This window comes from Haloarcula salina (assembly GCF_010119195.1).
In the GTDB taxonomy this organism is placed as follows: domain Archaea; phylum Halobacteriota; class Halobacteria; order Halobacteriales; family Haloarculaceae; genus Haloarcula; species Haloarcula salina.
On record NZ_WRXL01000003.1, the window covers coordinates 235,639 to 257,646 of the forward strand.

The following is a 22,008-nucleotide window of genomic DNA, read 5'->3' on the forward strand; positions in this document are numbered from 1 at the left end:
CTACTCACAGTAGCTCGCCGACATCGCTCACTCGCCACGTCGCCAAGCGCCCAGTAATCACCTACTCACAGTAGCTCCCCGACGTCGCTCATCGTCTCCCCCAGCGGATCGCACTCCTCGGTCGCCAGCGCGCCCTCGACGGCGTCGCGCGCCTCGGGAAGCGACTCGTGGGTCTCGACGTAAGCCGCCAGCGCGAACGCCCGCTCGCTGACCCCAGTGAGCGCGATGGCGTCGCTCCGCGAGAGGTCCCCGGCGAGCCAGTCGCGGACCATCTCGCGGCCCCGCGGCCCGACGGGCGACACCTGCTCGCCGACGAGGTGGAGCGTCTTGGCGGCTGTCACCGGTGCAACGCCGGCAACTCGGCCGGCGCCCCCGACGCTCTTGCCGGTCGCGTAGGCCTCGATGACCGTGGCCGCCGCGGACGGCGAACACGGCAGGTCCTCGTCGACGATCGAGAGTCGCTCGGCCAGCGGGGCGTCAGTGTCGTCGACGGCGGCGACGCCGCGGTCGCGCTGCTTCGCGGTGATCTCGAGCCCGGCAGCGATGTCCGACAGCGCCATTGATATTTCGTTAAACTCGTCGTAATTTAATGCTGTCGGTATTCCGAGTGCTCGTGTCGCATTGAACAGCTATTACCGACCGGTAACCGGTTGGTGATTCCTGCGCAAACCTCCTCCTTACCCGCCCGACCATCGCCTTTTTAACCATCACCCCGGCCGTAGGTCAAATCATGAGCGCGACAGCAACGGACTGTCCGGAATGTGATGGGTCGGTCGAACAGCAGGGCTGTGAATCGGTGTGCGCACACTGCGGGCTGGTGGTCGGCGAGGACGCGATCGACCCCGGACCGGAGTGGCGGACCTTCGAGGACGGGGACACCAATCGAGCACGCACGGGCGCACCGCTGACGCGCTCGCGCCACGACAGAGGCCTCTCGACGGAGATCGGTCGATCGACGCGGCTGAAGGGGCGCAAGCGCCGCCAGATTTCGCGGCTCCGGCGCGAGCACAACCGGGCCCAGATCAGTTCGAAGCGCGAGCGCAATCAGGTGTACGCCTTCACCGAGATCCGTCGGATCGTCAGCGCACTCGGGCTCTCGGAGGCCATTCGAGACCGGGCCTGCGTGCTGTTCGAGTCCGCACAGAACGAGTCCCTCCTCCAGGGGCGGACGCTGGAGGGGTTCGCCGTCGCGGCCGTCTACGCCACTTGCCGGACCGACGGCGTCGCCAGGACCGTCGACGAACTCTGCGCCGTCGCTCGCGCGGACCGGGCTGAGCTGCGGGCGGCCTACGACGCACTGAACAGGGACCTCGGGCTGCCGACGGGGCCGATCGACCCGCGCGAGTACGTCCCTCGGTTCGCGACGGCGCTGGACCTGTCGACCGAGGTCCGTCGGCGCGGGGAGGAACTGGTCGGCGAGGCCAGCGAACGCGGCCTCGTCAGCGGGCGCAACCCCGCCGGCGTCGCGGCAGCGTGTCTGTACACGGCGGCGAAGGAACTGGGTGCGCCGCTGACACAGGCAGAAGCGGCGGACGTGGCCGACGTGACACCGGTCACGCTCCGCGGGACCTACACCGAGCTACAGGACTGAACGGCGGCGGCGAGTTCTCGCAGTGATCGGCGAGCGCTGGACTCGGGAGCCGTTTCTCTGAGCGGGCGTCCGTTCGACTGTGCGGCGGCGAGCGCGTCGCTCTCCGGGACGGCGACCGCCGGCGCGCCGAAGCGGTCCGCGACGGCGTCGGTCGCGGGCGTCGGCCCGGCGCGGTTGAGGACGACGCGACAGAGACCGGCGTCGAGTTCGCGGGCGAGCGCTCGGACCCGGAGCGCGTCCGCCAGCGCCGCGCGCTCGGGCGTCGTCACCAGCACCGCGGCGTCGGCGGCCGAGAGCGGCAGTCCCACGTCCGCGTGGAGTCCGGCGGGCGAGTCGACGACGACCCAGCGGTGCGAACGCTCCAGCGCGGCGAACACGTCGGTCAGACCGCGCAGGTCGGCGCTCCGCGCGCCGGCGAGCGTCCGACCGCAGGGGACGACCGTCACGGGCCCGTCCGCGCGGACGGCCTCAACGGGGTCGGCGCGCCCCGCGAGCACGTCGTGCAGGTCGGGCCCCCGGCTCGCCGGCAGGTCCGCCATCGCGAGGTCGCCGTCGACGACGACGCTGCCCGAACGCCCACCGACCACTCGGTCGTCGCCGGACTGTCGCGCGAGCGCGTCGAGTTCCGCCGCGAGGTTGTAGGCGACGGTCGACTTGCCGACGCCGCCCTTGCCGCCGGTGACGGCCAGAATCATGCGAGGCGGGCCAGGGTCTCGACGGGAACCGTCGCTGCGGCTCGTCGGTCGGCGAGGCGCTCGGCCCGGCGCGCCAACGACCGGAGACACCGTTCGTCCACCGATCCCCGAGTGGCGAGGGTGCGAACCCCGGTCAGCCCGCCGGCGGCCCGGACCGCCTCGGTCGCCTCGCCGAGCGAGTCGGCGGCGGCGAGCGCTTCGGCGCGGTCGACCCGCCGGGCCACGGTATCGAGCCAGCGAGACACGTCGTCGGGAAGCGGCTGTCCCGCCGTGGTGGCCCGGTCGACGGGCGGACCGTCGGATCGAGCGGTGGCCGTCGGTTCGGCGGTCGGAGGCGCGTCCGCGTCGTCTGTCGGAACGGCGTCGGCGGGCGGCGACGGATCACCGAGTTCCCGGAGGACCGCCTCCTCGGTGTCCAGTCGGTCGTCGGTTGGTGGGTCGGAAACGGGTTCTGCCGACACCAGTTCGGCCGGCGAGTCGGCCGCGGGAGCGGGCGTCGCGTACCCCAGCGCGCGTGTTCCCGGCCGGACGACTCCCTCGAAGCCGTCGTCGGTCCAGCCGGCTTCCGAGACGCCCTGCCGACGGGGCGGGTAGACGGGGCCGTCGAGGCGGTTGGCGACGGTGAGACGCGTCGGTTCGGTGACGCCCGACACGACGGCGGTCACGAGCGTGACGCCGTCGAACCGCTCGGCGCGACAGTCGAAAGTAACCATACGGCAGGTGGCCGCGCGTTCGGACTTAAACGTCAGCAGCGAACGACCGGCGCGTCGAGCGCGTCCGACGACGCCACCGGGGACGGGAAACGGTCTACTTCGAGCGCGATCGGTGCGGGCGTCTCGGCGAGACGTAGGACGGCGAGTGCGGCCGTGACGGGCGACGCGTCGAAGGGATCGTCCGGCGTCTGTCCCGGGACGACCGCGAGGGCGGCGGCGAACTCGTCTGCGAGTCGGTCCACGAGCGTCGCGCGGGCCGCCCGCCGCGCGTTCGCGAGCGCGTCGGCCACCTCTCGCCGTCGCTCCAGGCGGTCGCGGTAGGCACGGGCCGCCTCGCGGCGAAGCTCCCGCGTCTCTCTGGCCGCGGCCCGCCGTGTCTCGCGCTCGCTGAGGGTCGTCGCGGCGTCTCGTAGGTCGGCCCGCGCGGCGTCCGCGTCCGCGCCGACTGCGCGGCGGGCCGTGATCCGGCCGCGATGGGCCGCAACTGTCTCCCGCAAGTCGGCGACCGCCGCGTCCGGGATCGCCTCGGTGGCCTCGACCAGTTCGGGCGGCGAGGGGTCGATCGCGGTTAGTTCCTCACGGTGGGCGGCAATCTCGGTATCGTGTGGCGTCTCTTCGCCGCGCGACCGAGCGGCGGCGGCCAGCGCGGTCCGCGTCCGGAGCCCCATCGACGGGTGAACCCGGCCCGCGTACTCGTAGACGGCGGTCGGCGACGCGCAGTCGACGACCGGGAGGCACCGCTCGCCGCGGACGCTCGCGGCGACCGCGGCTCCCGAGACGCCACGACCGCGGAGGTCGATGACATCGCTCTCGTACGTCGTCGCGCCGACCCGTACTCTCACAGGTCCGCTCCGCACATCTCGTCGGGGTCCGGGAGGTCCCGGCCCGACGCGAACTGCCGATACGGCGTCGACGGTTCGTCGCGGTCCTCGTAGCGCCGGGCGGCCTCGCGGAGGCGAGTCGGCGCGTCGACCGGCTCGAACGGTTCCACGCGTCCCAACTGGATGTCCAGCCCGTGTTTCTCCCGGAGCCGCAAGGCCTGAAACGCGCCGAACTCGGTCGCGGAGAACAGGGCCGCCCGCCCGAACTGCCGGACCACGCAGTCCTCGTGTGAGCGACAGACGTTCCGCAGGTCCCTGCGTCCAGCCCGCGAGTGCGCGACGACCAGTATCACTTCCCTACCGTACTGTCCACTGTGTATAAAATTTATCGAATGATGTCTGGATTTTTTATCCACGAGTCGACGGTCCCGGGCGTCACAGCGTCTCGAAAACCCGCCGCTCACTCGACGGGTACGACAGAGAACTCGCCGGGGTCGTCGACGAGGCCGCGGACACGCTGGCGGGCGGCCGTCTCGGACGGTGCGAGGACGACGAGACCGTCCGCGGCGGACGCCCCGCTGGCTTGGTACGCGCGCAGGTCGCCCTCGAACTCCGTGGCGTAGGTTCGGAGGATCCCGCGCACGTCCCGTTCGAGGTCGGCCAGCGAGCGCTCGCCGTCCTCGAACGCGGCCAGCGACTCCTCGACGTTCCGGAGCGCGGAGATCCGGTCCATCGTCAGGTCGTCCGGAGGTGGTCGGTTCGGGGTTCGTACACCTCGCCTTTCTGTTTCAGCTTCTCGATCTCGTGTTCGGCCTTCGACTCGTCGATGCCGACCTCCTCGGCGCGCTCGACCACCACGTCGACCGGTGCGCCCTCGTCGTACTCGTCCTCGATGTCGGAGATGATGCCCTTGATGTTCTGGATGCGGTCGCGCTGGCTCTTGGAGGTCCCCGTCTCGACCACGTCGGCGTCGAACTCGCCGGTCTCGGGGTCGACGCCGATCTCCTTCAGGCAGTAGTGAGCGATGTCGACCGCGCGCTCGGCGTCGGCCTCCTCGACAGTATCGGACAGCCGAATCCGAGCGGAGGCCTCGGCCAGCCGCACCAGCGCCTCCAGTTTCCGGGCGGTGACCGGGACCGGCGCGTCCTCGTCTTGCCCTTTCAGCCGCAGGTCGACGTAGAAGTCCTCGATGCGCGACTTCGCCTCCTCGGTCATCGTCGGGAAGCAGTTTCGCTTCGCGTAGGCGACGTACTTCCGCAGGAGGTCCGGCTCGATGGTCGGCGCGACCTCCTCGGTGACCGTGTCGACCTCCTCCTCGCTGAAGTTCGAGGTGGGGTTCTGGGTCCGATGCGTGTGGAGTTCGCCGGCGTAGTTGGTCTGGATGATGTGCTCGGCGAGGTTGCGGTCGTCCTCCTCGTTTGGCTTGTCGGTGACGGTGAAGATGAGGTCGAACCGCGAGATGAGCGCCGGTTCGAGGTCGATCTGCTCGCCGATCGGCTCGTACTGGTCGAAGCGGCCGTACTTGGGGTTGGCCGCCCCGAGCAGCGAGCAGCGCGATTTGAGCGTCGCGTTGATACCGGCCTTCGAGACGCTGATGCGCTGCTGTTCGAGGGCCTCGTGCATCGCCGAGCGATCCTCCGGGCTCATCTTGTCGAGCTCGTCCACCGCCGCGATGCCCTGGTCGGCGAGCACGAGCGCGCCCGCTTCGAGCGTCCACTGCTGGCCGTCGCCGAAGTCATCTCTCACAGCTGCCGCGGTCAGCCCGGCGCTCGACGACCCCTTCCCGGAGGTGTACACCGAGCGCGGCGCTATTTCTCGGATATATGACAGCATCTGCGATTTTCCGGTCCCCGGATCTCCTATCAGGAGCATATGGAGGTCTCCACGTATCCGGGATCCGTCAGGAAGGTCCTTGGTGACGCCCGAGAACAGCTGGAGCATCATGGCGAGCTTCTCCTTCTCGTAGCCGTAGATCGAGGGCGCGATGGCCCCGACCATCTGGTCGTAGATGTCGGACTCGTTCGAGAGCTCGACGATCTCCTTCTTGTCGGCGTCGGTGATCTCCATGTCCTCGAACTGCTCGTCCTCGATCTCGACGCTGATTCCCTCCATGTAGATGTCGAACATCGGGGACTTCTCGTTGTCCGACCCGCGCTGGTCGAGCTTGAGGACGCCTGTCACGCGGACGTGGTCTCCGGCGGTCACCTGTCCGGTGATGTCGTCCTCGATGTTCACGTCGATGGACTGGGGCGTCTCGCCGCCGCGCAGGCCCTCTGGGGACTCCTGGACGCGGAGCTTCTGGGCGTCGATGAACTGGGACTGCTCGGTGTTGAGCCGGAACGGGCCCTGGCGCTCACAGCCCTGGCAGTCGTGGGGCTCCTGGAAGTCGCCGGCGGTCTGGGGGATGCGGGTGAGCGTCCCGCAGCGCTGGCACTCGAAGGCCGCCTCGACGACCTTCGGGCGCACGTCGGTCGCCTTGCGGACGATGCCCTGGACGGCGATGAGGTTGCCGTGGTGTTCGTGGCGGATGTCGCGGATGTCCTCCGCGTCGGGGAGGTTCTGGACGCGGACGTGGGCCTGTCCGAGCGACACGTCGACGGGGAGGTCGTACAGGCGAAGCGCCTCCTCGGCGTACTCCTGAAGCTGTTCGGGCTTCGTGCGGTAGTCGTCGGCCAGGTCGGGGTCGAAGCGATAGAGGTCGTCCCAGTCGACCGAGAGCGACTTCTGGTCGTTGGGGTATTTCTGGGCGAGCTCACCGATCTCGTTGCGGTAGTAGTTGCGGTAGAACTCCTCGAAGCGATCGATGAGTTCGGTGTTCTCGGCGGTCGCCATCTGAGTGGACAGTGGTTGTGCCCACTGGCCTAAGAAGGTTCGCAAAGGTCGGTGAAAGTGGTCGAGGGGCGGACGATGACCGGGATTTCACCCGCCGAGCGGGAGGAATACGTGGCGAACTCGAACGGCCGGACACGGTCACCCGCCGAGGCTGCGAATCGCCTCATAACACGCGCCGATGGGGTGATAGCCCGGTTCGACTGCCGGGCCGTCGTCGGTCGGATACGCCTCGTTGCCGGCGTCGACGCGTTCGTACCAGGCGCCGGTCGGCGCGACCAGCGTCCCGAGGGCGTAGTCCCAGAAGCGGTCGTACCACTCCCGGTAGGTCTCGTCGCCGGTCCGTTCCGTGAGAGCCGCAGCGGCCCCGATGGCCTCCGCGACCGCCCAGCCGTACCTGTCGTCGACCACCGGGACACCGCTCTCGTCGAGGGTGTAGGAGAAGCCACCGCGGTCGTCGTCCCAGCCGTCGAGGGCGGCGTCGAACAGTTCGGCGGCGCGCTCGCCCGGCCAGTCGGCGTCGTGGTGGCGGTCCAGAATCGAGAGGAGTTTCGCCCACTCGGCGTGGTGACCGGGCTGGTAGCCCCACGGCCGAAACTGGTGGGCCGGGTCGTCGCGGTTATATTCGAAGTCGGGCGTCCAGTCGGCGTCGTAGTGCTCCCAGATCCGCCCGTCGGTCTCAGCGGCCAGGTCGACGCAGAGCGCCTCGGCGACGGTCGCCGCGCGGTCGAGGTACTGGTCCTCGCCCGTGACCTCGTACGCGACCAGCGCCGCCTCGCAGGCGTGCATGTTGGCGTTCTGGCCGCGGTAGGGCTCAGATTCGCGCCAGTCGGCGTCGTACGCGCTCCGATACAGACCGTGGTCGGGCTCGTAGAAGCGCTCGTCCAGCAGCGACCACGTCTCGTCGAGATACCGATCGGCGTCCGGTACGCCGGCTTCGGTCGCGCGAGCGTACGCGAGGACGACGAAGGCGTGACCGTAGCAGACGCGCCGCGAGTCGACCGGCGTGGTTCCCTCAAGGAGCCAGTGGTAGCCGCCGCGGTCGGCGTCTCGAAACGCCTCACGGAGGAACGCGACGCCGCGCGCCGCGGCACCGGCCCACCGCTCGTCGCCGAACAGGTCGCTCGCCAGCGCGAAGTTCCGCGTGAAACGCGCCGTCGCCACGAGGTGCTTGCTATCGGGGTCGTACACCGCGCCCGTCTCGACGTCGAGTTGCGCGACGAACCCGCCGTGGCGCTCGTCGAGGCAGATCGGGTAATAACAGTCGAGGACGGCTCGGACGTGATCGCGGAGCCACTCCGCGTCGGCGTAGTCGGTCATATCGGTGACTCGACGCTCGGGAGTAACAAGATTCGGGCGGTCGCTCCCAAGATCGGCGCGTCGAAAACGGATGGGATCGCTCGGATTTGAACCGAGGGTACGGGCACCCAAGGCCCGAAGGTTACCAAGCTACCCCACGATCCCGTGCCCTATATCGTCACGACAGTGAGTAAAGGGTTTCGTTGCCGAGCGGCCGTGTCACGCGGGCGCGAGGCCCCAGAAGTACGCGATCCCGAGCGTCGTGACGACCGCGAAGACGGCCTGCAGCGGCGCGCCGACGCGCAGGTAGTCGCTGAAGCGGTAGCCGCCGGGGCCGTAGACGAGGAGGTTCGTCTGGTACCCGACGGGCGTCATGAACGCCGTGGACGCGGCGAAGGTCACGGCCAGCACGAACGCGAAGGCGTTGGCGTCCAGTTGTCGAGCGGCCTCGACGGCGACGGGGATCATCAGGACGACGGAGGCGTTGTTGGAGATGACGTTGGTCAGCAGCGCGGTGACGACGTACATCAGACCGAGCACGACCAGCGCGGGCAGACCGGGCGCGGCGAGCACGAAGAGTTCGGCGAGCAGGTCCGCGCCGCCGGTTTCCTGGAGCGCGATCCCCAGCGGGATGACGCCGGCGAGCAGGAAGATCACGTCCCACTGGACGGCGTCGTAGAGTTCCTGCGGGCGGAGACAGCCGGTGAGCAGCATCGCGAGTGCGCCGGCGAGCGCGGAGACGACGATGTGGATCGGCGTCAGCGCCGCGACGCCGACGACGGCGGCGACGATGCCGACGGCGACGGGGATCTTCGACCGGCGGAAGTCCGGCCGCTGGACCTCCTGGGCGACGATGAAGTCGTTGTTGCGGTTGAGGCGGTCGATGCTTTCGGCCGTCGCCTGTACGAGCAGCGTGTCGCCGATGCGGAGGCCGACCCGGTCCATGCGCTGGCGGTACAGCTCCTGGCCGTGGCGCAGCGCGAGCACCGTCGCGTCGTAGCGCTGGCGGAAGTTCGAGGAGGCGAGCGTCTCGCCGATGAGCGAGGAGCCGGGCGCGATGACGACCTCGACGAGGTTCTGTCGCTCGCTGGCGGACTCCAGTTCGGCGTCGTCGACCTCCACGTCCGGGAGCAGGTCCAGCCCCTCGGCGTCCAGTAGTTCGACGAGCGTGTCGCGGTCGGTCCGCACGGCGAAGACGTCGCCGGCACGGATCGCCTTCTGGCCGAACGGTTCGAGGAAGGTGCGGTTCTCGCGGACGAGCTGGACGATGTCCACGTCGAACTCCGAGACCCGGAGCGCTTCCGCGACGGTTCGACCGATCAGCGGCGAGTCCTCGCGGACGACGACCTCGGTGAGGTACTCGCCCATCTCGAACTCGTCGGTGAGGTCCTCGTCGGCCGGGATGCGGGCCGGGACGAGGTAGCGCCCGACGGTGAGGAGGTACACGGTGCCGACGATGGTCACGACGACGCCGAGCTTCGTGAACTCGAACATGCCGAAGGGCTGACCGAGCAGCTCCGCCGACAGCTGGGAGGCGAGGATGTTCGTCGACGTGCCGATGAGGGTGAGCATGCCGCCGAACATCGAGGCGTACGACAGCGGAAGGAGGAGCTTCGACGGCGAGAGCTTCCCGGAGTGGGCGATGTCGGAGACCATCGGCAGGAGGATGGCGACGGCGGCGGTGTTGTTGATGAACCCGGAGATCGGTGCGACGAGACCGACGGTCGCGCCCAGTTGTCGCGACTCGCTCGTCCCGGTCAGCGACGCGATCTTCGCGCCGAGGATCTGGACGATCCCGGTCCGCTGGACGCCGTCGGAGAGAATGAACATCGCCAGCACGGTGATCGTCGCCGTGGAGGCGAACCCGGAGAGGCCGCGGTCGAGCGGCGAGACGCCGTCGCCCGGCTGATGGAGGACGTAGACGGGGTCGGCGAGCAGGCCCGCGTCGGCCGCCACCGTCGTCACCGGTTCGGCGAGCATCAGCGCGACCATGACGCCGATGGCGGTCACGTCGACGGGTAGCGCCTCCGTCGCGAACAGCGCCAGCGCCGCGACGATGACGGCGAATACGAACAACATCCCCGACGTGATCGGTGGCAGCGGCACGTCTGTGGCGTACGCGGCCAGCGGGAAAAGGGTGTGCTGTTTGCGTAGAGCAGGCGGGAGCCGACGGCCGGCCGACGTTTATCCCCGTCCGTCCCGAATGGGTACGGATGGGACTGTTCAACGACCTGGGACGAAAAGTCGAGGAACTGAAACAGGAGGTCGAGAACGCATCGGACGAGGAGGCGACCCACCGCTGTGGCGCGTGCGAGGCGCTCCTCTACCCGGACCACGACGAGTGCCCGGAGTGCGGCGAACCGTCGGTCTCGCCGGTCGAGACGGAGTGACGCGTCGGCGGTCGCATCGTCAGCGGCCGACGGAATCGCCCGGAGCCGTCAGAGAACCGCGCCGCGTGGTGCAACGACCTATCGCGTCGGGCCATCGCGGCCGAGGTCCGAGAGGAGGGCGTCGTAGCTCCGCCCGAACACCGGCCGCTCGCGGAGCGACGTGATCGCCACGTCGGAGACCGGCACCGCGAACCGGGCGTCGGTCCCGCCGACGACGACGGCCGCGTCGTGGTCCGTGTCCGCGGTCCACTCGCCGTCGAGGTGCCGGACCAGTACCTCGCCGAAGTAGCTCCCGAGTTCGGTGACGACGCTCGTGAACGCCCGGTCGTCGAAGGAGTCCTCGCTGCCGAACGTCGTCTCGGCGAAGCGCTCGTCGTCCCACTCCTCGGCGACCAGGTCGTCGAGCCGCGAGAGCGAAGCCGGCGTGAAATCGAGGTCGCGCTCGCCCCAGAAGTCGGCGAAGTCGACGGCCGTCTCGGCGTGTTCTGCGCGGACGCCGTCCCACGAGCGGTCGGCCGCCGCCCCGGTCGGAGCGGCGGCGTCCGTGGACGGCGCGTCGTCGGTGGCGTCGGGCGGGACGGACGACGCCGCGTCGGTCTCCGATTCCGTACCTTCAGGGGCCAGGTCCGATTCTCGATCGGAGTCCGAGGCTGTCTCAGCTTCCGGCTCAGGGGCCGTCTCGGGCTCCGACTCCGAGGCTGTCTCAGCTTCCGGCTCCGAGGCGTCGATACCATCACCGACTGTCTCGGAGCCCGTGGGCGAGTCCGGCGACTGCCGATCCGTTGGCCGCTCCTCGTCGGCCGACCCATCGGTCGAGCCAGGGGCCTCCGGGTGCGAATCGGTGGCCGGCGCGTCCGCCTCGTCGGCCCCACCCGCGCGGGTCGGCTCCGTCTCGCTCGGGTAGTCGGGGCCGCCGTCGTCGGTCTCGTTGACACCGTCGTCGGCTCCAGGCGCGTCCGAATCGGCCACGGCGGGCTCAGACTCGGACGCCGGTCCGTCAGGCTCCTGATCGACGAGCCGTGTCGGTTTCGTGACGGCCGCAGCCACGTCGCTCTCGTCTGCCACGTCGCTCTCAGCGGTCGGCCCGCGCTCCTCAGTCGGTTCGGGTTCGGAAGTCCCGTCTCGCTCGTCGCCCGACCCGCTCGCGTCGAGGTCGAGCGTCGACTCGAGACGTTCTACGAGCGCCGCGAACACGGGCTCGTCGCCGAACGAGCGGACGGCCACGTCGAAGACGGGGACCGTCACGTCGTCGGCCGCGCCCGAGACGACGACACCCCAGCGGCCGTCGCGGTCGACCCACTCGGCGTCGTAGGACCGGACGAGCACCTCCCCGAGGTAGCTCCCGAAGCGGACGGTGTTCTCCGTGTAGGCGGCCGCGCCGGCTTCCGGGCCGGCGGTCCGGCCGTCGTAGTTCTCCGCGATGGCCGCGTCGAGTCGGGCGAGCGCGTCCGTCGAGAAGTCGAGCGGAGGCGCGTTCTCGACGACGGTCTCCGCGTGCTCGCGAAACGCCGCGGGGTCCAGCTCGCGGGTGTCGAGCACGTCCGGCCCGTCGTCCGGACTGCCGGCGGCGGACGCGTCGTCGGCCAACTGCCCGCCGCTGTCGGCCGCGTCGTCGCTCCCGACGGCGCGACGGATCGTATCGAACAGGCCCATGGGAACCGGAAGCACGTCGCGCTACAAGAAGGTACGGCGAAAGGATGCTCGGTCGACAGGTCCCGAGGAGTCAGTGCTCGTCGCGTAGTTCCATCTCTGCGACGATGTCGTACGGGTCGAGCCCCTTTCGAATGCCGTCGAGCAACTGGAACGCCTCGTCCGGCGCGAGGAAGTGCCGGGTCACCGCCCGGCCGAGCGGCGTCGGCGCGAGGCCGTCGATGAACTCGTATTCGAGCAGTTTGCCGAGCGCGTGCTTCGTCGGAATCTCGCCGACCATCCGGTCGTTGAGCCGCTTTGCCTGCGTGCCCGCGACGGTGACGTTGGCGAGCGTCTCCTCGACGGCCGCGCCCTCGTCGTAGCGGGTGACGACCGGCTCCATCTCGCCTTTCAGCAGCTTGAACGCAACCTCGTCCTCGGTCATCTCCATGCTGTTGTGATACGAGCAGTCCGGTTCGACGAGGAGGTAGACCGTCCCCTTGTCGTGGTAGTCCGGGCGGCCGGCGCGGCCGAGCATCTGGTGGAACTCCTGGACGGTGAGCCACTCGATGCCCATCGCCAGCGAGTCGAAGATGACCTGCGAGGCCGGGAAGTCCACGCCCGCCGCCAGCGCCGCCGTCGTCACGACGGCCGCGAGGTCCTGGTCGGCGAACTGGCGCTCGACGCGCTGGCGCTTCCGGTTGTCCAGCCCGGCGTGGTACGGCGCGGAACTGTACTCCAGCTTCCGCGAGATCTCGTGACAGCGCCGCCGCGAGTTCGTGAAGATGATCGTCTGGCCGCGATAGCCCTTGCTCGATTTGTTGTCGAAGGCCCGCTTGACGAGCTTCTTTTCCGTCTCGATTTTCTCGCGCCCGTCGGCGAACGTGACGTGGCGCTCGATAGGGACCGGCCGTTCCTCGAACTCGATGAGCGTGGCCCGGAGCTTCTCGGCCAGTTGGCCGGGGTTGCCGACGGTCGCAGAGAGGTAGATCCACTGCGTGTCGCCGCTGTCGCCCGCTCGCCCGTGCCGGGACGCCTCCGTCGTTCCGCGCTCGCAGTAGTACTTCAACCGCGAGATGAGCCCGTCCAGCCGGTGGCCGCGCTCGTCCTCGCCGAGCGTGTGGACCTCGTCGATGACGACGGTCCCGACGGTCCCGAGGTCCTTGCCGGTCCGGAGCGCGTGATCGATGCCCTCGTAGGTCCCGACGATCACGTCGGCGTCGGGGTCGAAGCGGCCGCCCTCGTCGGCGATGCGGCTCGCGCCAACCCGGAGCGACACGTCGACCATGTCGCCGTAGCGGTCCTTGAACTGCTCGTACTTCTGGTTCGCGAGCGCGACCAGCGGGACCAGAAACAGCATCTTCCCCTTGTTGTTGAGCACGCGGTCGATGCCGGCCATCTCGCCGACGAGGGTCTTGCCCGTCGCCGTCGCGCTGACGACGAGCTGATCCTTCCCCGCCGTCGCGCCGTGTTCGACGGCGAGGCTCTGGACGGGAAGCAGGGTGTCGAAGCGCGATTCGAGGTGCTGTTGCATCCCCGGGTGGAGGTTCAGCGAGTCCACCGGCACCGGGTCGACCTCGTCGACGGTCGCCGAGATCTCGTCGAACTTCGTCAGGTCCGGGTCGAGCTGTCCCGAGAGGAGGTTCGTGATGCGTTCGAGGTCCTGGACCTCCAGTAAGAGGTCCTCCAGGCGCTCGCGGGCGTCGGCGCTGATGCTCCCCTTGAAGGCGAGCTCGCGGTCCAGTTGCTCGCGGGCGCAGTCCGGGCAGATGGTCTCGTCGTCGCTCTCGATCGCCGTCTCGCTCGTGATCGGCGAGTAGCGCCCGTCCGAGGCACAGAGCCGGCAGGTCCGGACGACCTTGGCGTCGAGCTGATAGGCGTCGAGCATCTCGCGGACGCGGTCGCGGGCCGGCTGGCTCGTCTGCTGAGAGATGCGGATGCGGGCCGCGCGGCGGGCCAGGTCAACGAACTGATCGGGCGAGCGAAGCTCCTCGTCCGCGCCGTCCTTGACCCGGAGGCGACGCGGGCGGGGGCCGGCGTCGGTCGCTTTCAGTTCGAGGACGGCGTGGAACAGCCGGTCGCCGTCGCGCTGGGCGACGACCAGGAACTCCTCGCCGTGTTCGTGCAGGAACAGCGTCTCCACCTGCGCGGCCTGCTGTGACACAGCCGAATCGAGGAGCCTGCGCTACTTGAGCGGTTCGGACTGATACGGACTGCCGTCCCCGGTCCCGCGAGTACCGGCCGAAATCCGCCGCGCGGCTCACTCCGCCAGCCGAATCTCGTCGTCGCCGGTCGGCACCGCACAGATGAACGTGCCCTCCTCGTCGCCGTCGTTTCGGTACCAGTGGACGGATCCGGCGGGGATGTGGAGGCTGTCGCCCGCCTCGACCGCGTACTCCTCGCCCTCGATGCCGACGGTGTAGCGCCCCGAGAGGACGTACTGCTCGTGTTCGATCTCGTTCGTGTGTCTCGGGACGCTGCCGCCGGGCGCGAGCGTGAAGCGCCTGATCGCCAGGTTCGGCGCGCCGTGTTCGGCCCCGACGAGGACGCCCTTCGACAGTCCCTCGGCCGCGTCGACGGACTCGTACTCGACGTCTTCGGCTCGGCGAACGAGTGGGTCGCTCATGCTCGGCGGGACGCGCGCCGCGCGGAAAGCGGTGTCGGCGCGCCCGGAGCCGCAAGGGGGCTTAAGGCCGTGCCCCGCCAACTGTTCCGCATGCGTCGGTTTCGTATCGGGAGCGTGTTCGGGATCCCCATCCAGCTGGACCTGACGTTCCTCCTCGTGTTGCCGCTGTTCGCCTGGATCATCGGCACGCAGGTCGAACAGACGACGGAGCTGTTGAACGGGACGCTGAACGCCGGGCTGGACCCGTCGGTCCTCACCGGCGGCTCGCTGGTCTGGGTGCTCGGAATCGGCGCGGCCGTCGGCCTGTTCGCCGGCGTCGTCCTCCACGAGCTGGGCCACTCGCTCGTCGCCATCCGCTACGGCTACCCCATCGACTCCATCACGCTCTGGCTGTTCGGCGGCATCGCCCAGCTCACCGAGATGCCCGAGGACTGGAAGCAGGAGCTCGTCATCGCCATCGCCGGCCCCATCGTCAGCGTCGTCCTCGGGGCGCTGTGCTACGTCGGCTTCCTGCTCCTGCCCGCCACCACCACGACCGCCGTCACGGCCGTCGCCTCCGCGCGGTTCATCCTCGGCTACCTCGCCGTGATGAACCTCGCGCTCGCGGCGTTCAACATGCTCCCCGGCTTTCCGATGGACGGCGGTCGCGTCCTGCGCGCGCTGCTCGCTCGCCGCCGCCCCTACGCCCGCGCGACGAAGATCGCGGCCGAGGTCGGCAAGCTCTTCGCCGTCTTCCTCGGCCTCACCGGCATCTTCGTCGTCGGCAACCTCTTTCTCGCCGGCCTCGCCTTCTTCATCTACATCGGCGCCGAGGGCGAGTCCAGACAGACGACGATGCGGGCGGCCTTCGAGGGCGTCACCGTCGCTGACGTGATGACGCCCGCCGACCGGGTGACGACCGTCTCCGAGGACGTGTCCGTCCGCGAGCTCATCCAGACGATGTTCCGGGAGCGCCACACCGGCTACCCCGTCGAGCGCGACGGCGAGGTCGTCGGCCTCGTCACGCTCGAAGACGCCCGCGCCGTCCGGGATGTCGAGCGCGACGCGTACACCGTCGGCGACGTGATGACGACCGAGATCATCACCATCAGCCCCGACACCGACGCGATGGACGCGCTGACGACGCTCCAGGGAAACTCCGTCGGCCGCCTGCTCGTCACCGACGCCGACGGAAAGTTCCAGGGGCTGCTCACCCGCTCGGACATCATGACCGCCCTCTCCATCATCAAGTCCAGCAGCGACTACGCCGCCGTCGGCGAGGCGGAGCCGGAGACGGTCCGGCCGGACTCGCGCATCGAGCGCTGAGACGCGCAGCTATCGGTCACTCCGCGAGGTACGACTGCGCTTCTTCGTCCGAGACCTGATCGAAGCGCTCGTAGAACTGCCCGACGGCGCGAAACGACGACGGCGTTTCGAGACAGACGACCTCGTCGACGAGCGACTCGAGTTCGGCGACCGTTCGCGGCGAGCCGACCGGCACCGCGAGGACGATGCTATCGGGGTCGTCGCCACGAACGCGCTCGATACAGGCCCGCACCGTCGCGCCCGTCGCCACGCCGTCGTCGACGAGACACGCCCGCTTGCCGCGTAGTTCCAGCGGCGACCGCGAACCGCGATACGTCGCTTCCTTCCGGCGGGCGGCCGCAGCCGTCTCCTCCCGCATCCGCTCGACGTACTCCCGGCTGACCCCGCGGCCGTCGATCGCCTCGTCGTTGAGCCAGACCGACCCGTCGGCGGCGACCGCGCCGATGGCGAACTCCGGGTTTCCCGGCGCACCCATCTTCTGTGCCACCGCGACGTCGAGCGGGACGGCGAGCGCGTCGGCCACGGCGCGACCGAGCGGCAGGCCGCCTCGCGGAATCGCGAGGACGATGTCGATGCCCAGGTCCCGCTCGCGCAGCGCCTCGCCGAGCCGTTTGCCGGCGTCCTCCCTGTCCGCGAACCGGACGGGGTGGCGGTTGCTGTCCACCATACCCTGTCGTACGCTATCACGAACCAAATAAGTCCACTCCCGGGCGGTCGGGGGCCCGGCGCGCGCCGGGGCCCCTCGACAGCGCCGCTACTCCTCCCTGAGCGCCGCGGCGACGGCTTCGAGTTCCGCCTTTCGGAACGCGTTCGCGGTCGCCTCGGGGTCGACCTCGTCACGTTCGCCGACGGCCCAGAGGATGCCGGCCCGCATCTCAGGCTTCGGCGGGAGCCCGTTCGAGCCGATGTCGTACCCCACCTCCTCGCAGACCGCGGCGAGGGCCTCCTTCGTGAAGGCGGTCGACTCGACGCGCTCGTACCGGCCCACTGCCTCGCGGATCTCGTTTCGCAGGTCGTCGACGGTCGGTGACATACCCGGACTGGGGTCGGGCGGCGTCCTGTAAGTTCCGGTCAGGCCGGCGCCACGTCGGTCGTCGAATCGAACTCGCCATCGCAGAACGGGCAGTCGTGTCCCGTCGGTAGCGAGGTGTTCTCAGCGACGGGATACAAACAACTGGTCGATACAGCAGGACTACCGAAAAATCCCAAATGCTCGAAATCGGCCGGTAGAACGTCTAAGTCCGGGCGCGGGAATTGAACCCGCCTCTTAGCCACCACAAGGCTAAAGGATGCCACTACCCCAGCCCGGACGCGCCTGCTGAGGCATTCACAGCTATTCCGCTGGAACGGAAATACGTTACGAATCTGGGGGCAGTGTGGCGTGAGAGCGCGTGACAGCGGCGGACTGCGCGAACGGTCAGCGCGACGGTCCAGCGCTTCGAGACGCTTTTGGGCGGGCGGCACCTACAGGGCGATACGCGTGGCCATCACGGACAAGATCTACGTTAAGAACCACCAGCAGCTCGCCTCTCAACTGGAGACGAGCTTCCCGAAGGGGGCGTTCAAGGGGGCGACGCTGGACATCCTCTTTCAGGGCGAGGGGCTGGCGAAGCTCGACGAAGCCTCCCGGGAGCGGGTGCTCGACTTCGCCGAGGACTTCCTCGACTGCGACTGCGAGGCCAACCCCCACTGCGGCTGTGCCGAGCGGAAGTTCATCGCCTACCTGCTGGAACTGCGCGAAGAGGGCATGGGCCCCGACGCCGTCGTGGACGTGATGAGCGACGAGTACATGCTGTACGCGTATCCGGGCGACGTGCTCTCCTTCCTCGACAACTCCGTCCGGACGCTCGAAGCGGTCGAGACGCTGGCCGACGTCGACGGGCGCGACGACGTGGCAGAAGAGGTCCAGCGGCGGCGAAACCGCCTGATGTAGCGGCCGTCGGCGGGAACGGTCAGACGGCCGTTCTGGAGACCGTCACTCGCGCCGGACGAGCGAGTCGTCGGCGAGGTACCGCTGTAGCGTGTGCGCGTCCTCCTCCAGCGTCTTGAGGTGGCCACGCAGGAGGTCGCTCGTGGCCTTGTCGCGGGCCTGCTCGGCCAGTTCGACGTGATTGCGCAGTTGGACGGCGAGCGTTGCGTATCCGTCGAGGTCGCGTTCGAGCGACGACCGCACGTCGAAGCGGTGGGGCGTCTCGATGGTCATCGGGGCGTGCTGGCGGATGCCCATCGGGCCACAGACCGGCACACCGCCGAGCGCGTGGACGCGGATCGCGACGTCGTCGGTCATCTCGGCGAGGTGGTCGGCGGCGGCTTCGAGGAACGCGGCGACGTCGCCGAACTCGGCCCCTTCGACGGTCCAGGCGTGTTTTCTGACCTGATTGAACAGGAGGTAGAACCCCGAGAGGTCAGCGTTCAGGGCCGCCACCAGCTCTTCGGCCGCGGCCCGGGTCAGCCGCAGTTCGTTCCCGCTGACGGTGCCCCACTCCTGGCGGAGGTGTTCCGCGTCGGGCTTTCGGAGGTGTGATCTACTCGTCATGGTCGGTCGACCTCCTCGGGCCGGGCGAGCGCGTCGTCTTCGAGGAACTGCTCCAGTACGTGCGCGTCGTCTTCGAGGGTGGTCAGGTGGTCGTGCAGGCGCTCCGACGTGCCCGAGTCACCCACGTCCGTTGCGAGGTCGACGTGTTCGCGCATGCCCGCGACCAGCGTCGCGTACCCGTCGAGGTCGCCCGCGAGCGAGCGTCGGAGGTCGTAGAGCCCCTCCGCCTCCAGGTGGACCTCGGCGTACTCCTGAATCGTCGGGGGCGTGTTCGGCGGGATGCCTCCGAGTTCGACGATGCGGACCGCGAGGTCGCCGTTGATGTCGCGAGCGCGCTTGTAGGCGTCTTCGAGGAACGCGGCGACGTCGCCGAACTCGGCCCCCTCGGCGGTCCAGTAGTGCTTTCGCAGGAGATAGAAGAGATTGAACGACCCGGCGTAGTCGACGCTGAGCGCCTCCACGACCGCTTCGGCGTCGTCGCGGTCGAGACGCTGGCTGGTTTCCTCGATAGTGCCCCACTCCTGGCGGCGGTCGCCGCGCTCTGGCTCGCGGATGATACCGAGTTGGTCGTCCGTCATCCGTGCACCTCACCCACCGCTCCCGTGAAACTCACAGTCATGCGTGGACCTTGGCGAGCGCGTCAGATAAATATTATCAGTACGGTAATGATTTAGGCCCGCCCAAAGTGTGGGACCGGACGACCGTCGAGGAACGGTCCCGACGCCGGTTCGTTCGCCACGTGCTACCTGTGGCAGTATTCGATATCGAAGGAAAACGGTCGGATTCGCTAGATGTATCGGAGCGACGCGCTGGGCGAGCGCGTTCAGGTGTCGTCGAAGCTGCCGATGCGGTAGGACGCGTCCTCCTCCTCGCTCTGGTCGAGGTCTTCGAGGTGGATGACCTCGTCCTGGTCCATCTCGTCGAGTTGCTGGCGGAGCTTCGTGACGTAGCGCTTGTGCTCTTCGAGCTGTTCGCGGAGGTGTTCGGCCTCGAGTTCGAGGCGCTCGTGCTCGCGCACGAAGCTCTTCGGGACCTCGACCTTCGGGGGGAAGCTCTCGGCGCTGCTCTCCGCGGTATCGTCGTCGAACTCGTGTTCCGGCGCGACCTTCACCTGACCGTCGTGGGAAACGAGCGTGTCGACGTAGTCCCGAAAGACCGCGGACAGCGAGATGTCGCGCTCCTCGGCGATCTCGCGGAGCGTCTCGAACTTGTCCTCGCTGACGCGGAAGGAGATCGTCTTGTTTTTGTTGCCCATGGTTGTGTTATATTCACCGAGCATCGTATTTAATCGTTTGTCAGACGTTCACCCGGTCGCCGGCCGCGGGACCGGGGTAGTTTATGTGCACACGGTTCGGGGACCCCGACAGAGATGGCGACAGACTTCGACGCGACCGCCCACCACTACGGACTGATCGTGAGCGACCTCGAGCGGGAGATCGAGTTCTATCGCGACGTGCTCGGACTGGACGTGCTGACGCGCTTTACCGTCGGCGACGAGGCGTTCGGGACCGCCGTCGGAATCGACGGAGCCAGCGCCGAACTGGTCCACCTGGACGCCGGCGGCGCGCGCCTCGAACTGGCGACGTACGAGCCCGAGCCCGACGCCGACTTCGAGACGCAACTCAATCAGCCCGGGTCGACCCACCTCGGGCTCGCCGTCGAGGACCTCGAGTCGGTCGCCGAGTCGCTTCCCGACGACGTGGAGACGATCAGCGGCCCGCAGACGACCGAGAGCGGGACGACGATCATGTTCGTCGTCGACCCGGAGGGGAACCTGGTCGAACTGCTCGACGCGTAGAAACGGCCGCCCGTCAGTCGGCGCTGGTTTCGGCCTGCTCGTCCTGCAGGCTCTCGAGCGCGCCGACGACGGACTGCCGGTAGTTCTCGACGGAGAGCTGGTCGTACTCCTCGTCGGCCATCGCGATGTACTCGTCGACGGCCGGGTCGTCGAGGTCGGCGTCGGCGTAGCGCTGGATGCGGTCGAGCGTGCGCTCTGCGGTCTCGACGACCCAGCGGTCGCGCGTCGCCTCGTCGACCTCCGAGATGGACTCGGGGCGGATGGAGACGTTCACGTCGCCCTCGTCGGTCTCGTAGGTCCGGGGTTTGCCCACGACGGCCACGTACGCCGGCGGCTCCAGCTCGCGCAGCATCGAGGCCGCGTCGGGCTGGTACTGCCCGGCGTACATGAAGAACGTGTCGCCGTTGGGGTCGACGACCCGTCCCTGCCAGTACTCGCTGTCCTCGCCCACGTCCTCGGTCTCGGTGAGCGTGCCGACGACGAAGACGCGGTTGGCCCGCTGTCCGGTCGGCAGGAGGACGTACACCGGCGCGCGGTCGTCGTCCGACTCCTTGAACGTGTAGCTCGCGTCGTTGAACTCGCGTGCGAAGACGCGCCGGGCGACTTCGCGGGTGGGTGTGCTCGCCATCTAGATCGACCTCGCTTTGATGAGAATCTCGTCCGCGTCCACCGGCCCGGTGAGGCGTTCCTGCTCGTCGGCGAGCAGGTAGCGGCCGAACGTCGGCCCGCGGACCCGGTAGTACCGGCCCATGATCTTCTGTCGCATCTCGTCGGCGACGACGGTCGTGTCGAGCGCGTCCATCGCCATCTCTTTGCCCTCTTCGAGCGAGATGCCGGTCAGTTTCTCGGTCGCCTCCTCGTCGAAGATGACCTCGGTGACCTCCTCGCCGTCGTCGAGGACGCCCTTGATGCGGAGGTCGAACTCGCCTTCGACCTCGCCGTGTTCGCTACAGCGGCCGTTCTGGAGAACGCGGGTGCAGTCCTCCTCGGGGCAGCGCTTGATGAGCCCGGAGCCGGACTGGATGTCGACCAGCGCGCCCTCGGCCTCGACGCTGTCGTCGCCGACCTCGATCTCCTCGTCGAGTTCCTCGATGGTGGTCGTCCGGTTGAGCTTCACGGAGAAGCGGCCCTGGTACTCGTCGGTGACGACGTTACGCAGGGCGTAGGACTTCCCTTCTTCGAGCGAGGGGAGGTCGGACTTCGACCACTTGGTGAACTTGATCGTGCCCGTCTCGTCGCCCAGCAGACCGACCTGGGCGACGGCGTCGGCGCGTGGGTCCCAGAGCTCGACCACGGTGACGCGCATGTCGACCCACTCCTCGGGGGCGTCGACGTCGGCGACCTGGACCTGCTCGTTGCCGCCGCCACCGCCGCCGAGCTGGTCGCGGTCCATACCGGCCTCGTCGAGGTACGTGTTGACGACGCTCCGGCGGGCCTCGCTGATGGGGACCTGGTAGTCGTTGACCAGCGTGTCGAGCCTGTCGACGACGTCGTCAACGTCGATCTCGAGCTGATCGGAAAACTGCTCGTGTATCTCTTCCGCGTGTGTACGCAAATCTGACTCAGTCATTGGCTGTCACTGTCTCCGCCTGGTTTTCGTTGGGAGACAGTCGACGGTTGGTCGGCTTCGGATATAAACGCTCGGCTGGCGGGGTGAAAGTGAAATCGAGCCGACGTGCGGAGTCCAGCGGCCGCCGCTCGCGCGCACGGCTCGGAGCGACATGATATGTGCGAAAATTAATACTCATGCAACAGTACGCAGACATGTGGTGGGTT

General features: G+C 68.6%; 24 protein-coding genes and 1 tRNA gene. 5 read left to right on the forward strand and 20 right to left on the reverse strand.

Annotated features, from left to right (window positions below; translation table 11 throughout):
• Nucleotides 1-65 precede the first annotated feature (65 nt).
• On the reverse strand, nucleotides 66-560 hold the full coding sequence (locus GM656_RS09620; protein ID WP_162413451.1) for a DUF7858 family protein: 495 nt from the start codon (nucleotides 558-560) through the stop codon (nucleotides 66-68).
• Between the two features lie 170 nt (nucleotides 561-730).
• Here GM656_RS09620 and GM656_RS09625 point away from each other — a divergent pair, with 170 nt between their 5' ends.
• A complete protein-coding gene (locus GM656_RS09625; RefSeq protein ID WP_162413452.1) occupies nucleotides 731-1,591 on the forward strand; it encodes a transcription initiation factor IIB in 861 nt (286 codons plus the stop codon).
• On the opposite strand, the gene GM656_RS09630 is transcribed toward GM656_RS09625, so the two are convergent.
• From GM656_RS09630 to GM656_RS09670, 9 genes are all read right to left on the reverse strand, one after another.
• Nucleotides 1,570-2,286, reverse strand: coding sequence for a MinD/ParA family ATP-binding protein (locus GM656_RS09630; RefSeq protein WP_162413453.1), 717 nt, complete (start codon nucleotides 2,284-2,286; stop codon nucleotides 1,570-1,572). The two genes, GM656_RS09625 and GM656_RS09630, sit on opposite strands and share 22 nt — an antisense overlap.
• Nucleotides 2,283-2,999 carry a DUF7857 domain-containing protein gene (locus GM656_RS09635; protein ID WP_162413454.1) on the reverse strand — a complete coding sequence of 239 codons (717 nt, stop codon included), beginning with the start codon at nucleotides 2,997-2,999 and terminating at the stop codon, nucleotides 2,283-2,285. The genes GM656_RS09630 and GM656_RS09635 overlap by 4 nt, the downstream gene beginning before the upstream one ends.
• Before the next feature lie 32 nt (nucleotides 3,000-3,031).
• Nucleotides 3,032-3,841, reverse strand: coding sequence for a DUF7856 family protein (locus tag GM656_RS09640; protein WP_162413455.1), 810 nt, complete (start codon nucleotides 3,839-3,841; stop codon nucleotides 3,032-3,034).
• Nucleotides 3,838-4,173 carry a DUF7855 family protein gene (locus GM656_RS09645; RefSeq protein WP_162413456.1) on the reverse strand — a complete coding sequence of 112 codons (336 nt, stop codon included), beginning with the start codon at nucleotides 4,171-4,173 and terminating at the stop codon, nucleotides 3,838-3,840. The genes GM656_RS09640 and GM656_RS09645 overlap by 4 nt, the downstream gene beginning before the upstream one ends.
• 107 nt (nucleotides 4,174-4,280) lie before the next feature.
• The gene (locus tag GM656_RS09650; protein WP_162413457.1) at nucleotides 4,281-4,553 is read right to left on the reverse strand and encodes a DUF7854 family protein; all 273 of its coding nucleotides are present in this window, start codon (nucleotides 4,551-4,553) and stop codon (nucleotides 4,281-4,283) included.
• Nucleotides 4,554-4,555: 2 nt separating this feature from the next.
• A complete protein-coding gene (locus tag GM656_RS09655) occupies nucleotides 4,556-6,652 on the reverse strand; it encodes a minichromosome maintenance protein MCM (protein WP_162413458.1) in 2,097 nt (698 codons plus the stop codon).
• A gap of 138 nt (nucleotides 6,653-6,790) precedes the next feature.
• A complete protein-coding gene (locus GM656_RS09660; RefSeq protein WP_162413459.1) occupies nucleotides 6,791-7,969 on the reverse strand; it encodes an AGE family epimerase/isomerase in 1,179 nt (392 codons plus the stop codon).
• 71 nt (nucleotides 7,970-8,040) lie between these two features.
• Nucleotides 8,041-8,113 (reverse strand) — tRNA-Pro (locus tag GM656_RS09665).
• Between the two features lie 54 nt (nucleotides 8,114-8,167).
• Nucleotides 8,168-10,027 carry an SLC13 family permease gene (locus tag GM656_RS09670; protein WP_162413794.1) on the reverse strand — a complete coding sequence of 620 codons (1,860 nt, stop codon included), beginning with the start codon at nucleotides 10,025-10,027 and terminating at the stop codon, nucleotides 8,168-8,170.
• A 134-nt stretch (nucleotides 10,028-10,161) separates the two neighbouring features.
• Here GM656_RS09670 and GM656_RS19090 point away from each other — a divergent pair, with 134 nt between their 5' ends.
• A complete protein-coding gene (locus GM656_RS19090; protein WP_174242962.1) occupies nucleotides 10,162-10,338 on the forward strand; it encodes a PhlB family protein in 177 nt (58 codons plus the stop codon).
• 78 nt (nucleotides 10,339-10,416) lie between these two features.
• Here the strand turns inward: GM656_RS19090 and GM656_RS09675 are convergent, their stop codons facing one another.
• From GM656_RS09675 to GM656_RS09685, 3 genes are all read right to left on the reverse strand, one after another.
• The gene (locus GM656_RS09675; protein ID WP_162413460.1) at nucleotides 10,417-11,991 is read right to left on the reverse strand and encodes an ICP22 family protein; all 1,575 of its coding nucleotides are present in this window, start codon (nucleotides 11,989-11,991) and stop codon (nucleotides 10,417-10,419) included.
• A 70-nt stretch (nucleotides 11,992-12,061) separates the two neighbouring features.
• Nucleotides 12,062-14,131: a DEAD/DEAH box helicase gene (locus GM656_RS09680; protein ID WP_162413461.1), complete on the reverse strand. Its 2,070-nt coding sequence runs from the start codon at nucleotides 14,129-14,131 to the stop codon at nucleotides 12,062-12,064.
• A gap of 96 nt (nucleotides 14,132-14,227) precedes the next feature.
• Entirely contained in the window at nucleotides 14,228-14,593 is a 366-nt protein-coding gene (locus GM656_RS09685) for a cupin domain-containing protein (RefSeq protein WP_162413462.1), read from the reverse strand.
• A gap of 90 nt (nucleotides 14,594-14,683) precedes the next feature.
• Between GM656_RS09685 and GM656_RS09690 the strand changes: the two genes are divergently transcribed.
• On the forward strand, nucleotides 14,684-15,898 hold the full coding sequence (locus tag GM656_RS09690) for a site-2 protease family protein (RefSeq protein WP_162413463.1): 1,215 nt from the start codon (nucleotides 14,684-14,686) through the stop codon (nucleotides 15,896-15,898).
• Between the two features lie 16 nt (nucleotides 15,899-15,914).
• Here GM656_RS09690 and GM656_RS09695 read toward each other — a convergent pair whose 3' ends face one another.
• Together GM656_RS09695 and GM656_RS09700 are read right to left on the reverse strand one after the other, a co-directional pair.
• Nucleotides 15,915-16,562, reverse strand: a complete 648-nt coding sequence (locus GM656_RS09695) for a phosphoribosyltransferase (protein WP_162413795.1) — start codon at nucleotides 16,560-16,562, stop codon at nucleotides 15,915-15,917.
• Between the two features lie 90 nt (nucleotides 16,563-16,652).
• A complete protein-coding gene (locus GM656_RS09700; protein ID WP_162413464.1) occupies nucleotides 16,653-16,931 on the reverse strand; it encodes a hypothetical protein in 279 nt (92 codons plus the stop codon).
• 447 nt (nucleotides 16,932-17,378) lie between these two features.
• Between GM656_RS09700 and GM656_RS09705 the strand changes: the two genes are divergently transcribed.
• Nucleotides 17,379-17,831: a DUF5814 domain-containing protein gene (locus GM656_RS09705; protein ID WP_162413465.1), complete on the forward strand. Its 453-nt coding sequence runs from the start codon at nucleotides 17,379-17,381 to the stop codon at nucleotides 17,829-17,831.
• 42 nt (nucleotides 17,832-17,873) lie between these two features.
• Here GM656_RS09705 and dpsA read toward each other — a convergent pair whose 3' ends face one another.
• The 3 genes from dpsA to GM656_RS09720 form a co-directional block, all read right to left on the reverse strand.
• Nucleotides 17,874-18,434 (reverse strand): DNA starvation/stationary phase protection protein DpsA, encoded by a 561-nt coding sequence (dpsA, locus tag GM656_RS09710; protein ID WP_162413466.1) that lies wholly within the window; start codon nucleotides 18,432-18,434, stop codon nucleotides 17,874-17,876.
• Nucleotides 18,431-19,012: a DNA starvation/stationary phase protection protein gene (locus GM656_RS09715; RefSeq protein WP_162413467.1), complete on the reverse strand. Its 582-nt coding sequence runs from the start codon at nucleotides 19,010-19,012 to the stop codon at nucleotides 18,431-18,433. Before GM656_RS09715 ends, dpsA begins: the two co-directional genes overlap by 4 nt.
• A 245-nt stretch (nucleotides 19,013-19,257) precedes the next feature.
• The gene (locus GM656_RS09720) at nucleotides 19,258-19,689 is read right to left on the reverse strand and encodes a CopG family transcriptional regulator (RefSeq protein ID WP_162413468.1); all 432 of its coding nucleotides are present in this window, start codon (nucleotides 19,687-19,689) and stop codon (nucleotides 19,258-19,260) included.
• A 114-nt stretch (nucleotides 19,690-19,803) separates the two neighbouring features.
• On the opposite strand from GM656_RS09720, the gene GM656_RS09725 reads away from it, so the two are divergent.
• Nucleotides 19,804-20,232, forward strand: a complete 429-nt coding sequence (locus tag GM656_RS09725; RefSeq protein WP_162413469.1) for a VOC family protein — start codon at nucleotides 19,804-19,806, stop codon at nucleotides 20,230-20,232.
• A 13-nt stretch (nucleotides 20,233-20,245) separates the two neighbouring features.
• Here GM656_RS09725 and GM656_RS09730 read toward each other — a convergent pair whose 3' ends face one another.
• A complete protein-coding gene (locus GM656_RS09730) occupies nucleotides 20,246-20,860 on the reverse strand; it encodes an RPA family protein (protein ID WP_162413470.1) in 615 nt (204 codons plus the stop codon).
• Entirely contained in the window at nucleotides 20,861-21,802 is a 942-nt protein-coding gene (locus GM656_RS09735) for a replication factor A (protein ID WP_162413471.1), read from the reverse strand.
• Between the last annotated feature and the right edge of the window lie 206 nt (nucleotides 21,803-22,008).

What these genes read in the sequence shown, in the direction of transcription:
- GM656_RS09620 (WP_162413451.1), bottom strand. Translation starts at nt 560, where the DNA reads ATGGCGCTGTCGGACATCGCTGCCGGGCTCGAGATCACCGCGAAGCAG.
- GM656_RS09625 (WP_162413452.1), top strand. Translation starts at nt 731, where the DNA reads ATGAGCGCGACAGCAACGGACTGTCCGGAATGTGATGGGTCGGTCGAA.
- GM656_RS09630 (WP_162413453.1), bottom strand. Translation starts at nt 2,286, where the DNA reads ATGATTCTGGCCGTCACCGGCGGCAAGGGCGGCGTCGGCAAGTCGACC.
- GM656_RS09635 (WP_162413454.1), bottom strand. Translation starts at nt 2,999, where the DNA reads ATGGTTACTTTCGACTGTCGCGCCGAGCGGTTCGACGGCGTCACGCTC.
- GM656_RS09650 (WP_162413457.1), bottom strand. Translation starts at nt 4,553, where the DNA reads ATGGACCGGATCTCCGCGCTCCGGAACGTCGAGGAGTCGCTGGCCGCG.
- GM656_RS09655 (WP_162413458.1), bottom strand. Translation starts at nt 6,652, where the DNA reads ATGGCGACCGCCGAGAACACCGAACTCATCGATCGCTTCGAGGAGTTC.
- GM656_RS09660 (WP_162413459.1), bottom strand. Translation starts at nt 7,969, where the DNA reads ATGACCGACTACGCCGACGCGGAGTGGCTCCGCGATCACGTCCGAGCC.
- GM656_RS09670 (WP_162413794.1), bottom strand. Translation starts at nt 10,027, where the DNA reads ATGTTGTTCGTATTCGCCGTCATCGTCGCGGCGCTGGCGCTGTTCGCG.
- GM656_RS19090 (WP_174242962.1), top strand. Translation starts at nt 10,162, where the DNA reads ATGGGACTGTTCAACGACCTGGGACGAAAAGTCGAGGAACTGAAACAG.
- GM656_RS09675 (WP_162413460.1), bottom strand. Translation starts at nt 11,991, where the DNA reads ATGGGCCTGTTCGATACGATCCGTCGCGCCGTCGGGAGCGACGACGCG.
- GM656_RS09685 (WP_162413462.1), bottom strand. Translation starts at nt 14,593, where the DNA reads ATGAGCGACCCACTCGTTCGCCGAGCCGAAGACGTCGAGTACGAGTCC.
- GM656_RS09690 (WP_162413463.1), top strand. Translation starts at nt 14,684, where the DNA reads ATGCGTCGGTTTCGTATCGGGAGCGTGTTCGGGATCCCCATCCAGCTG.
- GM656_RS09700 (WP_162413464.1), bottom strand. Translation starts at nt 16,931, where the DNA reads ATGTCACCGACCGTCGACGACCTGCGAAACGAGATCCGCGAGGCAGTG.
- dpsA (WP_162413466.1), bottom strand. Translation starts at nt 18,434, where the DNA reads ATGACGAGTAGATCACACCTCCGAAAGCCCGACGCGGAACACCTCCGC.
- GM656_RS09715 (WP_162413467.1), bottom strand. Translation starts at nt 19,012, where the DNA reads ATGACGGACGACCAACTCGGTATCATCCGCGAGCCAGAGCGCGGCGAC.
- GM656_RS09720 (WP_162413468.1), bottom strand. Translation starts at nt 19,689, where the DNA reads ATGGGCAACAAAAACAAGACGATCTCCTTCCGCGTCAGCGAGGACAAG.
- GM656_RS09725 (WP_162413469.1), top strand. Translation starts at nt 19,804, where the DNA reads ATGGCGACAGACTTCGACGCGACCGCCCACCACTACGGACTGATCGTG.
- GM656_RS09730 (WP_162413470.1), bottom strand. Translation starts at nt 20,860, where the DNA reads ATGGCGAGCACACCCACCCGCGAAGTCGCCCGGCGCGTCTTCGCACGC.
- GM656_RS09735 (WP_162413471.1), bottom strand. Translation starts at nt 21,802, where the DNA reads ATGACTGAGTCAGATTTGCGTACACACGCGGAAGAGATACACGAGCAG.